This window comes from Candidatus Phycosocius bacilliformis, assembly GCF_003112735.1.
GTDB lineage: Bacteria > Pseudomonadota > Alphaproteobacteria > Caulobacterales > Aquidulcibacteraceae > Aquidulcibacter > Aquidulcibacter bacilliformis.
Window position 1 is genome coordinate 64,854 of the sequence record NZ_BFBR01000010.1, and the last position, 20,976, is coordinate 85,829.

Annotated in this window: 21 protein-coding genes; 6 read left to right on the top strand and 15 right to left on the bottom strand. The window is 53.5% G+C overall.

Features of this window, described 5'->3' with window-relative positions:
• Positions 1-144: 144 nt before the first annotated feature.
• The 12 genes from PbB2_RS15910 to PbB2_RS14075 all read right to left on the bottom strand — a co-directional run bounded on the left by PbB2_RS15910 (position 145) and on the right by PbB2_RS14075 (position 12,832).
• Positions 145-759 (bottom strand): hypothetical protein, encoded by a 615-nt coding sequence (locus PbB2_RS15910; protein ID WP_133245829.1) that lies wholly within the window; start codon positions 757-759, stop codon positions 145-147.
• Entirely contained in the window at positions 749-1,690 is a 942-nt protein-coding gene (locus PbB2_RS14015; protein ID WP_108985994.1) for a cation diffusion facilitator family transporter, read from the bottom strand. Before PbB2_RS14015 ends, PbB2_RS15910 begins: the two co-directional genes overlap by 11 nt.
• Entirely contained in the window at positions 1,687-2,301 is a 615-nt protein-coding gene (locus tag PbB2_RS16495; RefSeq protein WP_108985996.1) for a methyltransferase family protein, read from the bottom strand. Before PbB2_RS16495 ends, PbB2_RS14015 begins: the two co-directional genes overlap by 4 nt.
• Positions 2,302-2,572: 271 nt before the next feature.
• Entirely contained in the window at positions 2,573-3,538 is a 966-nt protein-coding gene (locus PbB2_RS14030) for a hypothetical protein (RefSeq protein WP_108986000.1), read from the bottom strand.
• A complete protein-coding gene (locus tag PbB2_RS14035) occupies positions 3,538-6,663 on the bottom strand; it encodes an efflux RND transporter permease subunit (protein ID WP_108986002.1) in 3,126 nt (1,041 codons plus the stop codon). Before PbB2_RS14035 ends, PbB2_RS14030 begins: the two co-directional genes overlap by 1 nt.
• 3 nt (positions 6,664-6,666) lie before the next feature.
• Positions 6,667-8,382, bottom strand: coding sequence for an efflux RND transporter periplasmic adaptor subunit (locus tag PbB2_RS14040; protein ID WP_192576356.1), 1,716 nt, complete (start codon positions 8,380-8,382; stop codon positions 6,667-6,669).
• Between the two features lie 44 nt (positions 8,383-8,426).
• Entirely contained in the window at positions 8,427-9,710 is a 1,284-nt protein-coding gene (locus PbB2_RS14045; protein WP_133245830.1) for a TolC family protein, read from the bottom strand.
• Positions 9,711-10,208: 498 nt separating this feature from the next.
• Positions 10,209-10,487 carry a metal-sensitive transcriptional regulator gene (locus PbB2_RS14055; protein WP_085339949.1) on the bottom strand — a complete coding sequence of 93 codons (279 nt, stop codon included), beginning with the start codon at positions 10,485-10,487 and terminating at the stop codon, positions 10,209-10,211.
• Positions 10,488-10,980: 493 nt separating this feature from the next.
• Complete coding sequence (locus PbB2_RS14060) at positions 10,981-11,403, bottom strand: type II toxin-antitoxin system MqsA family antitoxin (RefSeq protein ID WP_108986009.1); 423 nt, start codon at positions 11,401-11,403, stop codon at positions 10,981-10,983.
• Positions 11,396-11,713: a type II toxin-antitoxin system MqsR family toxin gene (locus tag PbB2_RS14065; protein ID WP_085339932.1), complete on the bottom strand. Its 318-nt coding sequence runs from the start codon at positions 11,711-11,713 to the stop codon at positions 11,396-11,398. Before PbB2_RS14065 ends, PbB2_RS14060 begins: the two co-directional genes overlap by 8 nt.
• Before the next feature lie 370 nt (positions 11,714-12,083).
• Positions 12,084-12,521, bottom strand: coding sequence for a helix-turn-helix domain-containing protein (locus tag PbB2_RS14070; protein ID WP_108986011.1), 438 nt, complete (start codon positions 12,519-12,521; stop codon positions 12,084-12,086).
• A gap of 140 nt (positions 12,522-12,661) precedes the next feature.
• Entirely contained in the window at positions 12,662-12,832 is a 171-nt protein-coding gene (locus PbB2_RS14075; RefSeq protein WP_108986013.1) for a DUF4258 domain-containing protein, read from the bottom strand.
• Positions 12,833-12,925: 93 nt separating this feature from the next.
• Between PbB2_RS14075 and PbB2_RS14080 the strand changes: the two genes are divergently transcribed.
• Positions 12,926-13,321: a WGR domain-containing protein gene (locus tag PbB2_RS14080; protein WP_133245831.1), complete on the top strand. Its 396-nt coding sequence runs from the start codon at positions 12,926-12,928 to the stop codon at positions 13,319-13,321.
• 56 nt (positions 13,322-13,377) lie between these two features.
• The gene (locus PbB2_RS14085; RefSeq protein ID WP_108986017.1) at positions 13,378-14,328 is read left to right on the top strand and encodes a replication initiator protein A; all 951 of its coding nucleotides are present in this window, start codon (positions 13,378-13,380) and stop codon (positions 14,326-14,328) included.
• Positions 14,329-14,841: 513 nt separating this feature from the next.
• Here the strand turns inward: PbB2_RS14085 and PbB2_RS14090 are convergent.
• Complete coding sequence (locus tag PbB2_RS14090) at positions 14,842-15,897, bottom strand: hypothetical protein (RefSeq protein WP_108986019.1); 1,056 nt, start codon at positions 15,895-15,897, stop codon at positions 14,842-14,844.
• Positions 15,894-16,178: a hypothetical protein gene (locus tag PbB2_RS14095; protein WP_108986020.1), complete on the bottom strand. Its 285-nt coding sequence runs from the start codon at positions 16,176-16,178 to the stop codon at positions 15,894-15,896. Before PbB2_RS14095 ends, PbB2_RS14090 begins: the two co-directional genes overlap by 4 nt.
• A 261-nt stretch (positions 16,179-16,439) precedes the next feature.
• Between PbB2_RS14095 and PbB2_RS14100 the strand changes: the two genes are divergently transcribed.
• Positions 16,440-17,024 carry a hypothetical protein gene (locus PbB2_RS14100; protein WP_108986022.1) on the top strand — a complete coding sequence of 195 codons (585 nt, stop codon included), beginning with the start codon at positions 16,440-16,442 and terminating at the stop codon, positions 17,022-17,024.
• Between the two features lie 5 nt (positions 17,025-17,029).
• Here the strand turns inward: PbB2_RS14100 and PbB2_RS14105 are convergent, their stop codons facing one another.
• The gene (locus PbB2_RS14105) at positions 17,030-18,034 is read right to left on the bottom strand and encodes a hypothetical protein (RefSeq protein ID WP_133245832.1); all 1,005 of its coding nucleotides are present in this window, start codon (positions 18,032-18,034) and stop codon (positions 17,030-17,032) included.
• A gap of 360 nt (positions 18,035-18,394) precedes the next feature.
• Here PbB2_RS14105 and PbB2_RS14110 point away from each other — a divergent pair, with 360 nt between their 5' ends.
• From PbB2_RS14110 to PbB2_RS14125, 3 genes are all read left to right on the top strand, one after another.
• On the top strand, positions 18,395-19,165 hold the full coding sequence (locus tag PbB2_RS14110; protein ID WP_108986026.1) for a phosphoadenosine phosphosulfate reductase domain-containing protein: 771 nt from the start codon (positions 18,395-18,397) through the stop codon (positions 19,163-19,165).
• A gap of 13 nt (positions 19,166-19,178) precedes the next feature.
• Complete coding sequence (locus PbB2_RS14115; protein ID WP_108986028.1) at positions 19,179-19,937, top strand: hypothetical protein; 759 nt, start codon at positions 19,179-19,181, stop codon at positions 19,935-19,937.
• Between the two features lie 789 nt (positions 19,938-20,726).
• The gene (locus PbB2_RS14125; protein WP_108986032.1) at positions 20,727-20,954 is read left to right on the top strand and encodes a YccJ family protein; all 228 of its coding nucleotides are present in this window, start codon (positions 20,727-20,729) and stop codon (positions 20,952-20,954) included.
• Positions 20,955-20,976 lie beyond the last annotated feature (22 nt).

Consider the following 20,976-nt stretch of genomic DNA (forward strand, 5'->3'; position numbering starts at 1 on the left):
TGGCCAATGTAATTCGGTTTCTAATGCCGCCGAGCACCGACAATTACTGGTCTGATGCACCCCAGCCTCATGCTCAGTTCATTCGCCGCGAAGTCCGACGTCAATCGCTCGCTTTACGCTCGTAATTCAAATCTAAGGCGCAAATCATTCACTTGGCAATTTCCCTGACATTTCTCTGCAAATAGATGCCATACGCTCAATATGTCGTCGGCTCGGCTTAAACACGGTCCGACGGCCACCATTTGCCTCCGATAGACAAGCGCTTAAAAAGTCCCTTGGGCGATCACTTGGGTCATTAGATGGTGAGATTACATTCCAAAATTCATTGCTGGGCTTACCTTCAAATGCATCACAAAACTCAACAAGTGCAATCGAGTGCCGGCGTAAAACAGCACTATTTCTTGATTGTTTCCTAGGGAAGACGCCCAGATTGTGCCTTTGTCGGGCTTCAACTCGACATTGACTAGCCAGTTCTAATGCCTTTGGCGCAGACAGAATTGCATCTTCTATCTTTGGCGAAACCGGCTCGCCCGCCCAAGATGAAAGCGGGCCAAACAGCGTTAACAAAATAGCGCTTTGAACAAGTATTTTTGACATATTGATTGTCCTTCCGTGTGTGAAAATAGGCAATGTATAGGGCCTTTTGTTTTGGGCAGAGCCATATTGGAAATTGCCAAACATGGTTTGTTCCAGCCACCGCGTTGGCCAAAGCCAGATGGCCCTTGGAAACGGGTGTTCCTTTTTCTTTTTATTGGCCATGAGAAGACTCCGAACAATTCGCTCCGTCACCTAACTCGACTTGCAGGGTGACATGGCTGAGACCGTATTTCTCGTCGAGTTCATGCGCGAAAGTGGCAAGTGCTAGATCCCCAGGATGACCTTTAGGCATGACAAGATGGGCAGATAGAGCTGCTTGCGTGGTCGAAAGCGGCCAAACATGAAGATCATGAACGGAAGCAACCCCCGGACGACTGGCAAGCCAAGCTTTAACAGCGGCTAGGTCAATTCCAGCTGGGCTTGCACCAAGCGAAAGATTTGAAGAAGCCACGAGTAAATGCCACGTCCCTGCAACCATAACGGCAACCACGACAAGACTGATCGCTGGATCAATCCAAGCTTGCCCGGTCAGCAAAATGGCTGCACCTGCCAGGATGACCGACAAGGAGACTAGGCCATCCCACAGCATGTGGAGGAAAGCGCCTTCAATATTAATGTCGGTCTTTCTTCCCCGCGAGAACAGCCAAGCGGTACCAAGATTGATCGCAACACCAATGGCCGCTACCACCATCACCAATATGCCATTAGGCGGGCTTGGGTTTGCAAATCGGTGGATCGCTTCCCAGCCGATCACGCCTGCAGCAACCAAGATGAGCAACGCATTCACAAGAGATGCCAGAATAGTGGCCTGACCAAAGCCGAAGGTGAAGCGCCCTTTCGGCTGAAGTCGACCGAGTGCTGTTGCCCCCCAAGCCAACAAGAGACCTAGCACATCGGTCGCATTATGACCCGCGTCTGCGATGAGCGCGAGCGAATTGATCGATAGGCCCACGCCAAGCTCGACCAAGACAAAGCAGACATTAAGGCCAATCCCAAAAGCGAAGGCCCCATCGTAGCTGGCTGGGCTGTGAGCATGGCCATGAGCACCATGATTATGACCCGCATGATTATGATGGTTGTGATCCCCCCTCATCGCTTTGATCCCTTTATAGAGCCCAGCCATCGCGGGGTTCGGGTAGCGTAAGCTTGATAGGCTTGGCCAAGGCTTCTTACCAAAACAGGTTCTTCAATACGCACCTGCCAGATCGCGGCGATCCAAACGCAAGCGGATAAGATGACCTGCACCGGGTCCAGCTGAAACATTGCAAGTCCAAAAAAGAGGGTCATTTGCCCGACAAACACGGGATTGCGCGATAGTGCGAAAAATCCGCCGGTTACGAGGGCTCCAAGTGTTCCTTCAACGGCACCAATCCGCCAAGATCCAGCCATTTGGAGCTGAGCTCCCACGGCGATGAAAGCACCAACCAACATAATGCCCAGACCTAACCATGCGTGCCATCCAAGGCCATTAGGCAACTGTGGCCACAAATTTGGATAAAGGATCCCAACTAGTCCCCAAGCACCGCTCCCGATGAAGCCGAACTTGAATAAAAGTGCTGTCCAACGTTGGGATCCCACTGGCCTAGAAAAATAGTCGACGCCGCGACCCGCGACCCGGCTTGCCCTCATTGTCAGAGCTAAGAAAGTCAGGAGATATGCCCATGTTAAGGCTAATGTGATCATCGAGACTGTAGCGGCCATCATGAGCAAGAACTCTTATTTTTTGGCAGATCATGCGTCTGCACCCATTCTAGCGAGGAGCCAAATCGAGACGTCGTCAAGCATCGCTGTCGTGGCGATGTCGCCAGAAAACGCGAGAGGGACTGCGAAACCGGCACGGATCGCTGCTGGAACACCCAAAATCCGAAAGTTATAGCGGGCACCTTCCCGAATGAGGACGTTTGAGTAGTTGTTTCGATCTTCCCCATATCTCATTCCTTCTTGTGCCAGCCGCGACCTGAATTAAAAGTACCAACTAGTTCGCGACCACCATCGTAAACGGCGCAGTGATTACCTTGCCGCCGATCTTTACTTGCACGAACACACGGTGCGGTCCGGCTACGCTTGGGTGCAATTCAAAAGCTAATGCAGGCCCGCCGCGTGCCGTCGCATCCTTTGGTTCTGCACCCTCAGGATGACCATGCACCATCGTCGTGCCATCGGCCGAGAAGCCAACCAAATGGGCATAGGCCCCCATAAGCGGTTCTAACGAGTCAAGCGGAGCCCCGGTTCCATCGGCAACTGTCAGCGTAGCTGGCGTGTGTGCGTCAGCCGTGAGCGCGCCGCCAAGCGACAGGGTCAGGGTATAGCCGTCGACCTTGGTGGAAAGTGTTTGGGTCGCTGCAACCTCGGGACCTTTGTCTGCGCCCACGTTTAGGGTGACGGAAGGCGTAAGGTTATGGGCGTCTGCATCTTCTTGGCCATGGCTTCCTTCACCATGATCATGGCCTGCTTTGTCATGACTGTGACCTTCATCACCATGGTCACTTTTGCCATGGTCATGAGCGTGCCCGTCTTGCTCTTTGCTTGCGGGCTTAAAGTCCGCCCAAACGCGATATTGACGGGGATATTTCGGGGTAAAGCTGACCGTCCACTGTCCGGGCTGCGCGCCTGGCTCACCATGGACATGGGTGTAATCTTCAAGCGCGCTATCCACGATCATGACATGGATTTTGTGCTCGTGCTGAGTTGCGATGTCATCGGGGCCGAGGGGTTTGCCATCCGCGCCTGTTAGGGTCAAAGTTAGGCGAACTGCCTGGCCCGGTACAGGGGTCGCAGCCGCCGCAACAGACATGGTTGGCTGACCCTTGGTTTCACTTACAGAGCTCGCTGTCGCAGAGACATCAGACTTGGGCTCAGCTTTGTCTGCCCCGCCGCCGCCACAAGCAGCCAGCAAGGCCAAAGCACAGATTCCAATGGTTAGCTTTACTGTCTGTTTCATTAGAATGCCTCGCTTAGTTGCCCATCTTTTTGGGCCAAGACCAATTGTTCAAGCGGCTTTTGACCAAAAAATTTGAACAAAATGGGTGTCACAAGTGCATCCAATAGGGTTGCAGAAACCAGCCCGCCAAAAATTGTCACTGCCACGGGATGCAGGATTTCCTTGCCAGGCTCCCCCTCCCCAAGGATAAGAGGAATGAGCGCTAGACCTGCTGAGAGGGCTGTCATTAAGACGGGGGTTAAGCGCTCCAATGTTCCCCGGATGATCATGCCATCACCAAAGGTCTCGCCCTCATAGACAACCAGATTGAGATAATGGCTAATCTTTAGGATGCCATTGCGCGCAGCAATCCCGGTTAGTGCAATAAAGCCGATGAGACTTGCAACAGAGAGCGGTAGGCCAAAGAGCCAAAGCGCGATGACGGAGCCGATCATCGCCATCGGCACCCCCCCCATCACAATCATGGCCAGCGCGACCGACCGGTATCGGCTATATAACAAGGCGAAGATGAGGGTGAAGGACACCAGTGTCAGCCCCCCAATGGTCGCTGTTGCTTCGGCCTGTGCCTCAAACTGCCCTTCAAGTGCGTAAAAGCCACCCGTTGGCGCAGGCACCGCCTCCATTGCGGCACGGATCTCTTTTGTGATCGCAGCAAGATTGGCACCCGGTGCCAGATTGGCTTGCACGACAATCCGCCGCTTGCCGTTTTCCCGATTGATCTGGTTCGGTCCATCGGTTTCGCGAACCGTCGCGATTTGGGAGAGCGGAATTACCCCGCTCGGCGTTTCGATCAAAAGTTCTGACAAGGCTTGGGTGGTGCGAGCACCTTCTGGTAAGCGGATCACGACGTCAAAACGGCGTACCCCATCAATGATCCTTGAGACCGTTTGGCCGCCCGATAATGCTTCGACAGAGCGCGTCACCTCAGCTGGGTTGGCCCCATAAAGGGCAGCGCGTTGATAATCGACGATCACTTCAAGCTGCGGCACACGGACGATCTTTTCGACCCGCGCATCAACCAGTCCTTCGATGCCGACCATCCGCGCCTGCAAGGCATCCGCCGAACGGCGAGCTGCTTCCATGTCCTCGCCATATATTTTTACGGCAACCGGGGAGGCAACGCCGGAAAGCATATGGTCAATTCGGTGCGCCAACGGACCGCCAATACCAACGCTGGCTGGAATGGGGCCAAGGGCTAGACGAATGTCAGCGGCAACTTGATCGCGTTCTTTAGATGACAAGTTGGGGTCAAGCCGCACATCTAATTCATTTGAATGAACGCCTTCGGCATGCTCATCCAGCTCCGCGCGCCCGGTTCTTCGACTGACACTTTCAACCCCGGGGATTGCTATAATGAGCCGCTCAGCTGCCGCACCCATACGTGCGCTGTCGGCAAGACTTACGCCGGGCTGTAAGGTCAAACCAACAAGAAGGGTGCTCTCATTAAAGGCTGGTAGGAAAGCACGCGGCAACATCAATGCGCCACCAATGGCAACAAGCCCGGCCAATGTCGCCCCAATCAGGACAGGCCTTACATGCTGGAACCCCCATTCGAGCAGACTTTGATTGGCACGCTTAAGACGTACGACCAGCCAGCTATCATGCTCGACTGGCAAGGCTTTCATAGTGGGTAGAAGGTAATAGCACAGAACTGGTGTCAGGGTGATCGATACCAGCAAGCTTGCCAAAATCGAAACCACATAAGCCATGCCCAAAGGCTGGAACAACCGCCCTTCAATGCCCGACAAGAAGAATAAAGGCAAAAACACCAGAATGATGATCATGGTAGCATAGACAATGCCCGAACGAACCTCTCCCGTCGCGCGCGCGATGACAGTTACCGCAGGCAAAGGCGCTGGCAGGGCGCGATTTTCCTTGAGGCGTCGGTAGACATTTTCTACCCCCACGACGGCATCATCAACCAATTCACCGACAGCAATAGCCAGACCCCCTAAAGTCATCGTGTTTATGGAAAGGCCGAAGGCAGAAAACACGAGGGCCGTGATTAGGATCGACATTGGCAAGGCTGCCAGACTGATGGCTGTCGTACGAACATTAAGTAGGAAAAGGAACAAGATCACCGCAACCACGAGGCCGGCTTCAATGATCACTTTCTGCAAAGTACCCAGCGAGGCTTCAATAAAGTCCGCTTGGCGCATCTGAACTTGGGTTGCGGTCACGCCCTTTGGCAGGGTCTTGTTTAACTCTGTCAGCGCCGCCTCGACGCTCTTGGTCACAGCCACAGTGTCGGCACCAGGTTGCTTTTGAATGCCAATGATGACGGCAGGCTTACCCGCAAACCCTGCATCACCGCGCCGGAAGCGCGCTGCAAACTCAACGTCAGCCACTTGGTCTAGTCGGACAATGCCGCCGGTGCGTGTGGTAACCGAAATAGAGCCCAAGTCCTCAACCCGCGCCGTGCGCGATAAAGCGCGTACGACAAATTCTCCACCACCCTGATCAATAAAGCCGCCACCCGTATTTGAGGCAAAACCTTGCGCTGCGCGTTCGATGGCCTCCAAACTGACGCCCAATTGACCCATGCGAGCCGCATTCGGCGAAATGCGGAATTGTCGCACTTGGCCGCCAATAGGGATCACTTGTGCGACACCTGGAATGGTCAGTAGGCGTGGCCGGATCTGAAAGTCTGCAACTTCGCGGGCAGCCATGGGGTCTGCGTCGCCATAAGGAATGGCCACCAGCAAGATCTCGCCCATGATGGAGGTAACCGGGCCCATCTGCGGGGCATGATCGAGGTCCGCCATCGCTTCTTTGGCTAAAGCGAGCCGCTCGGAAACCTGTTGGCGGGCCCGAAAAATTTCTGCATCCCAGCCAAACTCAACATAGACCATCGAGAGGCCTACACCGGTTACCGATCGTACACGCGACACGCCGGGTATGCCACTCATGGCGTTTTCAAGTGGCTGGGTGATTTGGGCTTCGACTTCGGGCGGTGCCATCCCGCCTGCTTCGGTCATGATCGTGACCGTCGGCTTGTTGAGATCGGGCAAGACGTCGACCGGCAGTCGCATGGTGGCGAGGATGCCAAATAGGATAAGTGCGAGCGAGGCGAACAGCACCAGCACGCGATTTCGAAGTGAGGTAGCAACAAGAAAGTCAAACATGGCTCATCGCACCTGCTCAAGAAGCGGTGCGCCAGTGGTCGCGACCCGAGTTCCAGCCTTTATGCCGGATGTGGCGATGACGCGGTTTGCATCTAAATCGGTTATTGTAACCGGGGTTGGCTGAAACTGCTCTGCGGCTTGTTTCAAAAAGACCATGGTCTGGCCATTCGCCCCCTTCACCACAGCATCACGCGGCAAAGCCACACCTGCGGTTTGTTCGCTCCCGGTGATGAAGACCATCACAGGCTCTCCCACACGCATGCTGCTTGGCCCATCTATTTTGAAGCGGAGCGGTGCTGCGCCATCGACCATCGTCAAGCCTTCGCCCTGGCGGATAAGTAAAAGATTTCGACCATCGCTGGTGCGGGCAGAACCTGTTGCCGCCAAGGGGACTGACTTGCCCGATGGAGCGCGTGCCTCCACGAGCAATTGGTCTGGGTTGGTGATGGTGAAGACGGTTTGGCCGGGATTGATCACTTGACCCTGCGCGACAGAGACAGCGCTGATCACGCCAGAGACCGGCGCACGAAGCACCTCCGCATTTGAGCCCGCTTGGCGTAGGCGGCTCGCCTCAGTGCGTGCCGTGCGCAGACGCGCAGCGGCTTGGGCTTTTGCGAGATTTAGCCGTGCCGCAGCGGCATCCACTGCCGTTCTGGCTTCCGCAATCTCGCGGTTGGGTACAACCCCTTCAAGCCGGGTTAAGCGGTCCAAGCGACTGCGCGCTTGGGCCAGTTCGGCGGCTTCTGCCGCAAACCCGCTTGGGCCTGCCGCGAGCTCTGCTTCGGCGAGTGCTGTTTCAGCCGCGCCGCGTGCCGTAATCAAGGAGACATCCGCATCCAATGCAGGGCTGACAAGGGCAAGAACTTGTCCCTTCACAACTCTTTGGCCAAGGGCTGGCAATTGGCCTGAGACACGGCCGACACTGCTCGCTTGCACCACACCAGAGCCATTCGGGTCTGCAATCACCACCCCGTTTAATTGCAATGCAGAACCCTCTGCCGAATTTCCAGCCAGAATGGTTCGAAGCCCGATCAAGCGCTGCATCGGTTTCGGCGCGACGATATCGCCATCTGCAAGACGCATGGCTCGATTATCCGGCACATCACCTGCCACGTCGGTATGGCCTTCATCACCATGACCAGGACCAGCTACGACCTCGCTCGGCGTTCCAGTCACTAATGTCCAGCTGCCAGCCAGCAATCCAAAAGCAACAAGGGCCAACCCCGCTCGTTTGCGGCGCACCAAAAATAAAGCACCGCCCGCAACACCCAAAAGAAGTGCTGCACCGCCGAACATCAGGCCAAGCGGCAGGCCTTCCTCAGCATGAGCGTGCCCTGCACTATCATCGATTACTAGGGATGCGCCCAAAAGCGCAGGCTCCCCCGCACCGCGCAATGAGATTGTCACAGGATAAGTGCCTGGCGTGTCATGCTCTGGGAAAGGAAGCACATAGGTGCCATCGACGTCAGCTTTTGCGAGAGCTTTACGGGGCCCAATCGTTAGATTTACCGATGCAGCTTCGATCGGTGCATTGGTCGCCCAATCATCGACCCAAAGACGCAAGTTTTCCCCATCAAGGCGTCCAACGACTTCAAATCGGTCCGAGATTGCCTCAAAGCGAGGGGAAGTCGGTGCCGCAACCGATGCTGTGGCCGCTTCGGTGCCATGGTCATGGCCCGGACCTGCCCATAGCGGGACAGGCAAGGTGATCGCTGTCATTAGCCCGAGGGCAGACAAGCGGCTTTTAAGGCTTCTTGGGTTGATCATGATGTTTGGTCCTGAGGGAGCAGGCCTTGCGCCTGATTGAAAGAGGAGATTGCGGCCTCTAAGGCCACACGAGCTTGCGCGGCAGCACGGGAGGCTTCTGAAGCCGCAGCCCGGGCACGTAAGAGCTCTAAGAAGGGGAGTTCGCCTTCGCGCCAGCCGCGCTCGGTAAGGGCTAGGGCTTCGATACTGATAGCCCGGCGTGCTTCTTGAGCCTTAAGGCTCGCGCGCGCGGCTGTGAGATTGGCAATTGCTTGTGCTTGCATGGTTTCAAGCGAGAAACGGACCGCTGCGGCCTTTGAACGCGCCGCAGTTGCTTCGGCTTCAAGACTGGCAGCTTCTGCCCCTGCCGACGGGTCGCGTCCTAAAGCTCGTGAAAGCTTTAAGCCAGTTGAAGTCCGTGTGTCCAAGCCGCGCCCATCGCGCTCAGACCGCAAATCAAGCCCCACGCGCCAAGCTGGCTCAGCCTTTAGCCGGGCAAAGCGGGCTTGGCGGGCAAGTTGGTCAGCTTCTGCCAAAGCCACCCGCACGAGCGGGTGATCATCGATTTGCGCCGCGCCCACAATCTCAGCGGTCAGTTGGGCTGGAACAAAGCCTACCAAGCCAGTCATCTGAGCGCGGGCCTGCCTTTCCCGACCCATGGCCTGTGCCAAATCTTGCTCGCTCATTGCCAGTGCTGCCTCGGCTTGCAGACGATCAAGACGTGCCTGCTCCCCTGCGGCTTCCAAGCGCTTGGTATTAGCAACTAAAGTTTGGGCAAATTCTACTTGCTCGAGGCCAACGCGAACGTCAGCAACCGCTCGGGCCAACTCCCACCAAGCCGTGCGCAATTCACCAGCTAGTTCGAGGCGAGCCACGTCAAGTTCGGCCCCAGCACGGGCTGCCAAGGCATCCGCCTCACCGCGCAATGCTTCGCGCTCGCCCCGTCGCCACAGAGCGGCACTGATCCCGCCCTCAACTTCAAAATAGCCTGTACCGGAACCGATTTGATCTTGCCGTGCACTTGCATCAGCTTCTAGCGGTCCAGCAAACCGGCGGGCCGAGAGAGCGCGGCGCGCATCGGCTGATCCACGCAGCGCAACAGCGTCCGCATCTGCCGCGCGACGTGCGACAGCCGCATCAAGAAGCGTTGACCAGCGCGTTGGCATGGCTTCATTCGCGCCACTAATTTCTTGTGCTTGTGCGACCCCTGTCACCGCAAGGGGCGCCATAACCACATAGGCGAGAGACAAGGGCGCAAAGACAGACTTCCGCCGTCGGCGCTCATAGTTTTGGGAATTCATTAAATGGGTCTCCTGATCACGATCCGTGGTCCCGGCTGACACAACGTCAGCCAGGCAGTAGTCGGATAGATCAGGCTCGCGGCGGTCGCTTCAAACCATAAATTCTGGTAGTAACAATGATCGGCGCTTTCGCTTGTGGCGTTGTCAGAACTGCCCAGTTTTCGATGTTAGTTAGCAGCTGGTCACTTTCAGCGATAGTTACGCTCGTGTGGGACAGACAACAGGCACCACAATGGCCCTCTTGTGATTTCTCTTGCTTGGAATCTGATACTTTATCGCATTGGTCTAGGTTAACCACAGCCAGCTTGGCTTGATTAGTCTGGCCACTAGCACATGGGCGCATCTCTTCGCACGCGTTTGGCAAATAAACTGCGCTCGCAGCGAGCGGCATAAAAACCAAACTCACTAACAAGAGGCCAGCCAAGAATGCGCGAATTACCTTCATTAGTCGACAAATATACCAACAGGGGGTATACGTCAAGATAACCTGGCAATATACTAAATTGATTTGGTGAGGGCCGTCATTAACTCGGTCACAAGCTTCCGCTGCGCTTCGGCATCGCCAGCCACAATCGCACCCTCTATGCAACTCTCCATGTGCCGGCGCAAAACTTCGGCTTCCACCTTTGCAAGTGCTGCACGTGCAGCTTGGATTTGAGTTACGACATCCATGCAGTCGCGGTCCTCCTCCAACATCTTCTGAATGCCTCGCACCTGCCCCTCAATCCGACGAAGGCGGGTCACAAGCGCGGTAGGGTCTTTGTGTTCATGTGCCATGCGTTTCATGTTGACCTAAGGACGCCTTATTTCAAAGGCCCGATCCTGCAGAAATTTGGACATCAACTTTTGTTATAATCCTAGACAATTTCTCGCCCTTTTTAGAGTGCCTAGACGTGACTTACAATCACAGTCGAAGCCACGCTCAATGCCGACTAGATCGGTGACATTCTTGGCAGCAATTCAAGCTTCAGCCTTCATCAAGTTGAGGGATGCGCCAAATTCCCTCAGCAGTCCGCGTCAATGCGGCGTGTCGCGCTAGAACACCTGCTGAGCGGTCAATTGGACACCAAGTGAAATCTCCAAATTTCAACCTTCGACGCGGATTTTAATCAATTAATTCGAATTGGCGGGGGCCGGTTTATCAAGGACACCCATGCGCAGGCAGCTCCCCCATATCACTATCACCTAGCCAATTTATGAACATTCCTGCAGCAACAGAAATCAAATGCCAAATCGAAGCCACCGTGGATGATGTTCCAAAGAAGTTGCTCTATGCCGCCTTTTCACCCTGCTTCTGCTTTTTTAAAACTGTGAGCCCAGACGGATCCCGTTCAAGCAACAATAGCGCACTTGTAACCCCATGGCTGACGAGAACCTCTCCGCTCTCATATTTTTGAAAGGCGTTCGGCCCACCACCAATTAATCGGCCGGCATCCTTTTGGGTCAATCCCAGCCGCAGTCTAATGCGACGCACTGTCTCTGGCACTAACAGATTTTCTGCTTCGGCCTTTAACCTATTCAGAGCACGGTCTGAGACCTTCAGATCCTCACCGGTATGAATACTTTCGTCACTATCATCGCAATACCAGCCAGGCATCTGTATCTCGACTTGATGGCCTTTATACTTGATCGTCATCGGTCGGACGTCACGGTACATAACAGATCCCGTTTCGGGACAGGTAGGGTTACTCATCGACCTTCTCCTTGAACGACAAAAGCAAAAACTCGGCCACAGCATCAGCCGTAAACTTTACGTACAATGTCCCCTCACGGGACGGAACATGATACACATCTTGCCACACTCTATGGTCGCCATGTGAAGTCATAGACTTATAAAAGTGCCGCCGTTCAATCGTCTGAATAATAGCTACGATGTCGGCTCTGCCAAAACCAAGTGATGTAGCGCTTCTAAGCGCTGAACCGGTAACGTTTAGACGATCAACCGCCGAAAACGTCGCTTTGACCGCTTCAATGTCATAAGTGGGCTTACGCTTCTCAGTCATCAATTTCCATACCACCACAATGGTGTTTTTTCAAGCGGCAAATTTGCGAAGAACAACCCATCTTCTGCGCGCGAGTGCGGCAGGACGAACCAGACCGGCGAAACAACACCAAATTATCCAAAAATCCTACCCTGCGTCCAAAACAGACGTAAGCCTGTGTGATCATCGAACCAGCTGTGAACGCCAAGAGGGCAAAGGACAGACTCCAGATGATGTCGTGCATACTCGATCCGCAAGCCATAGACGGCAACCGAAATATAGCGCGCCTACGCAATTGAGTTCGGCCAGGATTTGTTCGGCAAATGGATTGTCAGACGCCATTGAGGGCGACTTGGTGTCCGTCGTTAGAATTTTTGGCACTGCTGGGTGCTTAAGCGGCGACCTTCCAACCCTGACTACCCTGAACAAAGTTGATCCGGTCTTCACGTTCTTCACTATCGGCATCAACAAGCAAATCTATCATATCCCTTATGTGCGCATTGCCTTCAACAAATTCACGGTACAAGGCACGAACAAAGCGATCAGCTATTTTGGGTTGGGTGCCTCGCTTTTCCCACAGAGCAACAGTTTGATCCTCATTACCAAGTATCAAGGCCAGCTTAGCCTGGCTCAGACCCATTTCCTTGCGCAAAAAGCGCAGCTCAGAGCCAGTCAGCTTAGCCGCTTTATTGACCAGGCCACGAGCAATCGCACGATGTAGGCCCTCAATATCATGTATTGAGACACCATCGCCGTACGGCGTTGTGTGCATATCATAGCCGTTTACGAGCCACACATTCCGCAGCCCGCATTCTTGATAATGATACATTTTTGTCTCCTAAATCACGGTGATAATGATTGCTCTTTTCGGCAAATCTATCGCCACCGCTACCTCCATGTTGTTGCCCGCAACGCGGTGCGTCAGGGTCAGTTTCCAGCACTGGTGAAGGTCCAAAGCCACAGGCTCGGTTACGACACCCCCTGCAAGCAAGCCAAAACCTGCATGCTGGTAATTTTTCTCTCTTTCATTCGCTTACGAGCGTGTGCCGTAAAGATCACATTAGAGCTATCTTGCGCGATTTCTCGCAACAGCCGTCTTGCATTTGCGTCGTTCAGCCGCATTGGCAATGGATCACTCATAACCCATAAATATTATAGGTACGTTACTATTGCAAGCTATTTTTCGACAATCACGACAATCTGATTCTCAGGCAGTCGTTAAAGCTCTATCTCTTGCCGAAAAAGCAGGAGCTGCGTCCGAAACCGACGCAGTCTCGTGCAACGATCACCTTGAAATTCGAGCAATCAAAAGACAAAGGACAGCTTCCAATGATGTCGTGCATCGTCGACCTGCAAGCGATTGATGACGACCGAAACATTGCCCGCGCATATGCAATTGAATTCGGGCAAGACTTATTTGGCGCTTGGGTTTTACGGCGCCATTGGGGCCGAATTGGCACTCAAGGCCAGTATCAGGAACTGATCGTGCCGTCTAAAGAAAAAGGGCTAAAACTAATCAGCCAATGGCTGAAAGACCGGGCTCGAGCACCAGCTCGTATTGGGATCGCCTATCAAGTGGCGGCCAACGATACTTTTGATCTATGTGAACTATACGGCAGAATCGGTTGACACGGTATATCGCACACACTACCCCTAACGACGATTCGGTAGATCGGACACAAAGCATGGCTGCCTCAGAGCAAATCGACCTGTTCTTGGACAGCATGATCGATGCACCTCTCCGCGACGAGCAAGCCACACTCGAGCATCCCTTCTTTAGTCTCACCAAACGGCCACAGCGCGAGCCGATGATCTATGATCACGGTGCGATCTCGATCCAAGTGAGCCCTGGCCCTCGTGGGATTGCTACAATATGGGATCGAGACGTCCTCATTTATTGCGCGAGCATCCTAAACGACCGGCTTGGACGTGGCCTGCCTCTCGACCGCAAAATTCGGTTTGCCGCTCACGACTTTCTCAAATTGACTGGTCGTGGCAAGGGACTTCAGGCCTACACCCTATTTCTCGACGCTTTGGAGCGATTGAATACCACTTCCGTAAAGACGACAATCGCTGCAGGTGACTCAACCGAGCGCCGAGGCTTCACTTGGATTTCGGCCTGGCGGGTCATCGAAGATACTCGACCAGATGGCACACGGCGAATGAGAGGTGTTGAAGTCGAACTCTGTGACTGGATGTACCGCGCGATTGTGCAAGATCGCCGCGTTCTTTCGATCAATCCTCAGTATTTTCGCCTTCATAGTGGCTTGGCAAGGCGCCTCTATCAACTCGCCCGCAAACATTGCGGCCGGCAGCCCAATTGGAGCATTGGCTTAGTTCGTTTGGCCGAGAAGGTTGGGACAGCTCAAGATCTGCGCTTCTTCAAGCGAGACCTAAAGGCAATAATCGCCAAAGACGGTGTCCCAGATTACACCTTCACGATGACGCGCGATCCAAATGGCGAACTTGAAGCTGCAATGGCAGAACAAGGGATCGATATGAGCGATCTTAAGAACGACAGAATTCTCGTGGTGGTCACCCCCAAATTCGAGACCTCGCACCAAGGCGACGGTAAACCAATTGGCATAGGCAAGCCGAAAAGGGCACGAAAAGCTAAGGCAGACAACGAAGACTAGGTTCGAGGAAAACGCCCTTTTTCTTATCGGTATATCGCACACGCAATATTCCCAGCATTGTCGCCCCTACTCCTAGCAGGACGTCCTTAGAACGCAGATATTGACCCCCTGCCCCGCAATGGGAGCAACTGAGGCTCGATCTCGTCAGAAAGACGAAAACTAAACATCCCTGATACGGTATATCGCACACGCCAATAAGAGAGAAGGCGCAATGCTATACGGTATATCGCACACATTCTTATCGGTATAACGCCCACAAAATATCGGTATAACGCCCACATTATGATCGGTAGATCACACACGCTTTTTCGGTATATCGCACACCAACACATTCGCTTAACAAGTTGAAACAGTTGAAATAATGCAGACTTTTAAGCGCCGCTAACTCTCTAACATGAATCTAACATTCTTAACGAAGCCGCAGTTTGCGTGCGTGATAAATCACGCAAACTGGCGGTCAACCACAATAAGCGTAGTCTCTGAACCTCTTAAAGGAAATCGACCAATAACTGATTAGAAGCCCGCGAAGAGGGAAGTCCACATTGGTGCAGTAGAGATCGCGGTTCCCAAAGCGCCACCAATAGCGCCCTCGATTATTGTTTTCAAAGACTTGCCGGCGGCCTTGATAATCGTCGGATCTGGCTCATCCATCAATTGGGCCTCGATCGTGGCAATTTGAACATCCGCCTTTCGTCTCGAATTTCCATCAAGCTGGAGTTCGTCGATATTAGAGCGGTAAAATGTTACAAGTTCTCTGAGGTTCTGACTTGAATAAGTGGTTGATTGCGTTGCATGGCCCCCTGAACCGACCACCTGCAGAGGGGAATTGGTCAAATTGCCAATGTTAAAGACAGGTCCACTCTGAGAAGTAGCTTCCTTGTACTCCAAGCGCCTTCGCGCAGCAGACGAAATGTCGACATAACAAGTAGCCCCTCTTACATTCACAATGTCGCCAGCATCTAACAAGCCTTGCATTGCCCGATCACGGCGATTTTCATCCCACTCGGGCAAAAGCTTTCTATGGGCACTGTGGACAGAAGCACGCAGAAAATCAGCTCCACTTAACCTAAAAAGAGCCATGAGCAATTCTTCCTTATCATTTTCGATGGAAGTGGCTCCGCTTTTATCCAAGCTTACTATCACCGGGGCTAAATCCTCAATGTATGCAGCAAAGTCGCGATTAAACGGGACAATGACAGCCTTCGTAATCGCTCTGATGTCACCAACAATCTTTCGCCCACTATAGAAAAATGTATGCGCGAAATCGAGGAACCAATTTGAATCTTGGGCCGCACGATCTATCAAATGCACAACTAAGCCAAATTCCTGCTCGACATCAGTCGGCCACTTCAACTGGCCGCTGCCCAGGCTACCTTCGTTGCGATCCGCCGCGGCCAAAAAGGCTTCAAAATCTGCGCAAGCCCGTAGCTTGGTAACGACTTCCCTCAGTTCTGGCCTATCCAAAGCCAGAGAGAGGCGTTCCAAAGGTCTTTGATAGGTGTTGTAATCAGCAGCTTGAAGATCAAGAACCGCGTCTTTTATCGCGCGTAGCGCCGCCTCGATGCTCACTCTTCGACCTCCAACTTCGTGCGTGCTTCAGCTGCGCAATCCAGGATGGCCCTACGATTAGCTTCCTTGAAGGTGTCCACAAGATTCTGAACTGCTTCATTGTTTCCAAAGCTGCCTACACGCTCATCAACAAGTGATTCCATATTCTGAATTGCTAACTCTATGCTTTGCGGGTCGTTTGGGTCAAAGCTCACTTTACCAAGCTCACCGTCTAAGGAGGACAGAGCCTTTGCCAGGTCCTCCAGCGATCGCTTAAGTTTATCCAACCCTTTAATCCGCATCTTTTCGGCTCCGGCTAAAATGAAAACCGATTGTATAACATGCTGACAATTGCAGTCATCAACTCAAGATCGACTCACAAAAAGAACCACCCGCAATGCCAGCCGCTCAGAACGGCCAAATATCTATGAACCGTGGATTTTGAAAGCATTGGCTAAAGCGATTTCGAAGAAAAATGTCTCAATCGCCGGAAGGGGTGTTAATGGGCATGAATCCCAAGGATTAGGCTGTCCTAGTTGGCGTCATTCGTGTGGAGCAAGCCTATGTCTGAAACCCATCTCGGAGCCGCGATGGCCGGCGGCAATCCAAGCCAAGGCCGAAGCGATCATGATCTCTATGAAACCCCTCCTGCAGCCACTTTAGCGCTCATCAATTGGCTAGGCCCTGCCCTGCCGGCTAAAGTCTGGGAAATCGCGTGTGGTAATCATCATATCACGAACGTTTTGCGTGGCCACGGCTGCGAAGTCTTTGAAAACGATCTGATCGCTCGCGGTGATCATGTCGTCTCCGATTATCTGGCGTCGTCGGCGGCCGATGCCCCCTTCTCTCCCCTCGCCATCATCACCAATCCCCCTTGGGATCAGGCTTCCGCCTTCATCGAGCATAGCCTCCTTGTGCACCAGCCGCGCTTCATGGCGCTCCTGCTCAAAGCCCAATTTTTCCATAATCGCGCGGGCGTTAAACTGAGTGGCAACCCGCTCACACGTCCCACCCATATTCTCCCCGTATCCTTCCGCCTCGACTTTAGAGGGCGCCGAAATCCGGCCATGGATTGTACCTGGTTCGTCTGGGCGCCCGATCTTGTCGATAGCCATCCCCGCTTTGAAGCCCTCGCCCGTCCTGTCTGAGGCCTTTAGGCCGCGTGGGCTACCGTGCTCGGTTGGCGCATATCCCGGCACCAGATCAAAAACTCGGTAAGATCCAATAGCGCTGCAGGGCCAACCCCCTCAAATTGCTTATCCTGATAATGGCTCTGGCGCGTCAGCTCGCCGAGATTGCCGGTTGCTTCAAACAAGTCCTTAAAGTCAAACAAGGGTTTGAATTCCTTAGCAGCGTTTCCCAGCTCGTGCTGGTAAATCCAGTGGCCGTGATTGTGCTGAAGATCCCGACATGTCCACTCAAACAGTGTCTCAATCCGGTTGCGGAACGCTGTTTGCCGCACCCAATCTTCCCTTCGCACCGAAACCGCCTGTATCACGGCAGCCTGCGTCGATACCGGCCTTAAAAGCGGATGACGCCATTGGCAAAAATCACTCTGCTCGCGCGCCAGTTGCCGGCACGCCTCAACAATCGCCAAAAACTCCCCTCGACAGCCTGACCCTACTGCCCTGCCCTTCTTCAGATCTCTGTAGGAAATCCCAAGGATCTGTCTCAGCGTAATCAATCCCTCGATATGCCCCTGCAGCGCCCTGTTGGCCCGTTCACTCATACGAAAAGCACGAACCGGCAAATCGAGCCATTTATGCGCGCCCTCTTCTTTCAAAATCTCGTCGCAGGCTCTGTGCCACGCAAACTCCATGTCCCTGGGCCGCCATTCGCCAGGCTCGTTTCCCCGTCTTAACTTGTAAATACTCTGGCCGAAGGTTTTGTTTTGAATCTGCACCAGCAACCATCTGGGCAACCCCGCAAGTCGGGCTCCGCCGACGCGTTGATAGATCTCCGACTGGAAAATCTTCTCGCCCTTTTGTTTTGAAAATTCCCCTATCGTCGGAAAATTTTGTGCGATCGCCGCCATGCTTTGAGGTAAAATCAGGGCCAAGGGTAAAACTAAATCTGCTTGATCAAGCTGGGCCAGCTTCTCGTTGAAATGATCAAATTCTCGTTTAAGCCTTTCAATGACCCACTTTTGCTCAGCCAATAATCTATCCTCCAAGAGTCCCAAGGCCATTCTGGCCTCTGAATCGTCCATTAAAGCTCGCAGAATCCAGATGCGATGAGCCAAATCCAGCCTTACGCATGGGTTCTTGCGGGCGTCCCCGGCTCAAAGCCGGGTCGGGCTCTATTCGCGCCAGAGGCGCTCACCGAGCCAGCTGCGCCGTCTCGGCCCTTCGGGTAACGATCCCTAACGCAAACTACCACAAGCTGCCCGTTTTGAAAGAGTCCGGCCCCACTCAGAAGCGGGATTTCGAGGGCGAGGCCGCGCCTCAGACAAGAGCCAGCGATAAATCGCAAGCCTCAACCCACTCAGCCACTCACCAAGATAAGCGCAGGGGCATTCATGGACCAAATCTTCCCCAACGAAATCGCCCAGCTCATTCATCGCGGCACCTTGGTTGCCATCAATCACTCTGGGGGCAAAGATAGCCAAGCCATGACGGTCTATCTGGAACGCCATGTGCCGGCCGAGCAATTAGTCATCTTCCACGCAATTCTGCCAGATGCAGACTGGCCCGATGCCGCTGACCATATTCGCACCCAACACCCTCATCTGCCACTGGTCACCACACGAGCAAAGCAAACCCTGCTCGAGCTCGTCGACCGCCGCGGCAAATGGCCAAGCATGCGCCAACGCTATTGCACAAGCGATCTAAAACGAAGCCCAATCGCCACTACTCTCCGCGCCTTCATGCGTGACAACCCACAATTCAATAATCTTCTGATCAATGCTCTTGGCCTACGCGCTGAAGAATCTTCCTCGCGGGCAAAAAAGCCGGAAGTGCAACTCGATCAAATCCTTTCCAAAGCCGGCAGGACAGCCCTCACCTGGCACCCCATCCATCTTTGGAGCGAAGAACAAGTCTTTGAAGCCATACGCTCAGCTGGCCAACAGCCTCACAATGCCTACGAGCGTGGCTATCGACGTCTCAGCTGCCCATTCTGCATCTATGCCTCTCCATCAGATCTCGCACGCGCGGCCCGTGATCACCCTGAACTCTTCGAAAAATATCGCGCTTGCGAAACCAGAAATGGCCACACGCTCAGCATTAGCGGCCGAACGCTCGAAGAAACCATCGCCCGAGCACAACCCACCCTCCCACAAGCTGCCTAACAGGACTGCTGCCATGGATCCTCTGACCCGTATCAAGGCTCAATATCAAAAACGCCACCAGCAAGACATCGAGAACTTAAATCCACACACACGGTTACGCTTGGCCTATGTGCCCGAAATCCCTGAAGGCTGGTCACCAACCGAATATGAAAGCGAACACATCGATGTCACATCGGGCATCGATAATATGGTCCCAACTGAACCATTTGTCGCCCTATTCACCCTCCTTGGCTATAGCCTAAAGAACTGGCGAACCCATTGCTTGAACCAATATGGCGTCGATGTCGCAAACCGGCAGCCAAGCTCTTATTGTTCACCCAGAACAGCCGCTGAGAATCGGTCAAATTGGGCAAAAGCGCTCAGAGAGCCTCAAAACATCATCACCAAAAACTCAGGCGCGGTCAGCTATCGCGAGCTCTATCATGCGGTTGAAAATGCCAGCTATGGCGGAACCCCATGCGTGATCTTTGAGACAGACCTGTTCACCCTCCTTAGCCACGATTTCAACTTGGATAGCCAAATCACGCCAGCAAGCAGTCTGCCACAAGGTCGAGGCGGTCTGGTCGGGTGGCATAATTGGAGCAACGGCAGCGGGCACTTAAGCCTCTTGTCCAACCCCCTCCTCCTGCCCGCCAATAAAAGCGCTTGGCACTATGCAGAGTTCCACGACCACGGCCCATCCGACATTTACGACTTTGTCTCCGAAGCATTCGCTGGTTTCTGGAAAAACCTCCCACAGGAGGAATCGTTTCTGGCCTGTCAGATTGACTAGTTTCTTCCGGCACGTTAGCCTTTTTTTATGAGATTGATTAACGGACTATTTGGCTTGGTATTGGTTTTCATATCGAGCCCCTCTTTCGCCCAGAGCTTTGATCTAGTTTGCAAAGGGACACGACAAACCGAAGTAAACGGTCCGGAAAGTCCCCACAGTTATGGATTTCGAATTGACCTAAGCGCAAAACGATGGTGTTGGGACCATTGCGAGCGCACGTTCAGCATCCATGAAATTGCGCCAGAACGGTTGGTTCTTCTTAGCGAACAAAAGCAATTAGGATCTAATCGCACATTTGTGAGCAATGAGATCAATCGACTGACTGGTGAGCACGAAATGGTCTCCATATCTACCGGGCTTGGTGGCAGTTACTTCCGCATTGTTGGGCGGTGCGAACGTCGGCCGTTTAGCGGGTTTCCGAAGCCAAACTTCTGATAGCATTGCGCCGTGCGGGCAAGAGGCAGTGCGAACTGACGATGCCGTCTTGATGAACTCTTGCTCGAAGCCTGCCAGTTTCAACTGGCAACCAAGCATGATGACTGGATCAGTCAAGACGCAAAACGCTACACAGCCAACATACTTCAAATTACACTCGCCGAACTCCACTAAGCTAAAAAAGTCCTCGCGCCCGGTAATCAAGGTCAAGGCAGATGGTAAAGGATCGGGGCACGATGGATCCGAAATCGACAGCCACAGGCAAGTTGGCTGATTAAAACAAGACTCAAACACTCTATTTAGCACGAACAAATAGCCTGGTCCGCTTCACGCTTGCAGTTTCTCGAGGTTTACATGACTAACTTTGTTCAAACAGCAGAGGCTCGAAACACCTCCGTCGAACTCATGCAAGCAATTCTAAAAGTCGCAAACGGCCATGAAGAAATTGCCGAATTCATCTGGGAAATGGGGGCAAGTGATGCCGAACTTGACCAAATCATTGAGATTGTCACCCAAAGCGGTCGTTTCAAAACCACAGATTTCCATTGGGGCGTTAGCAGGACTGAGTGGGCCAACCCCTAGAAACGCCCTCCGCCACAACTAG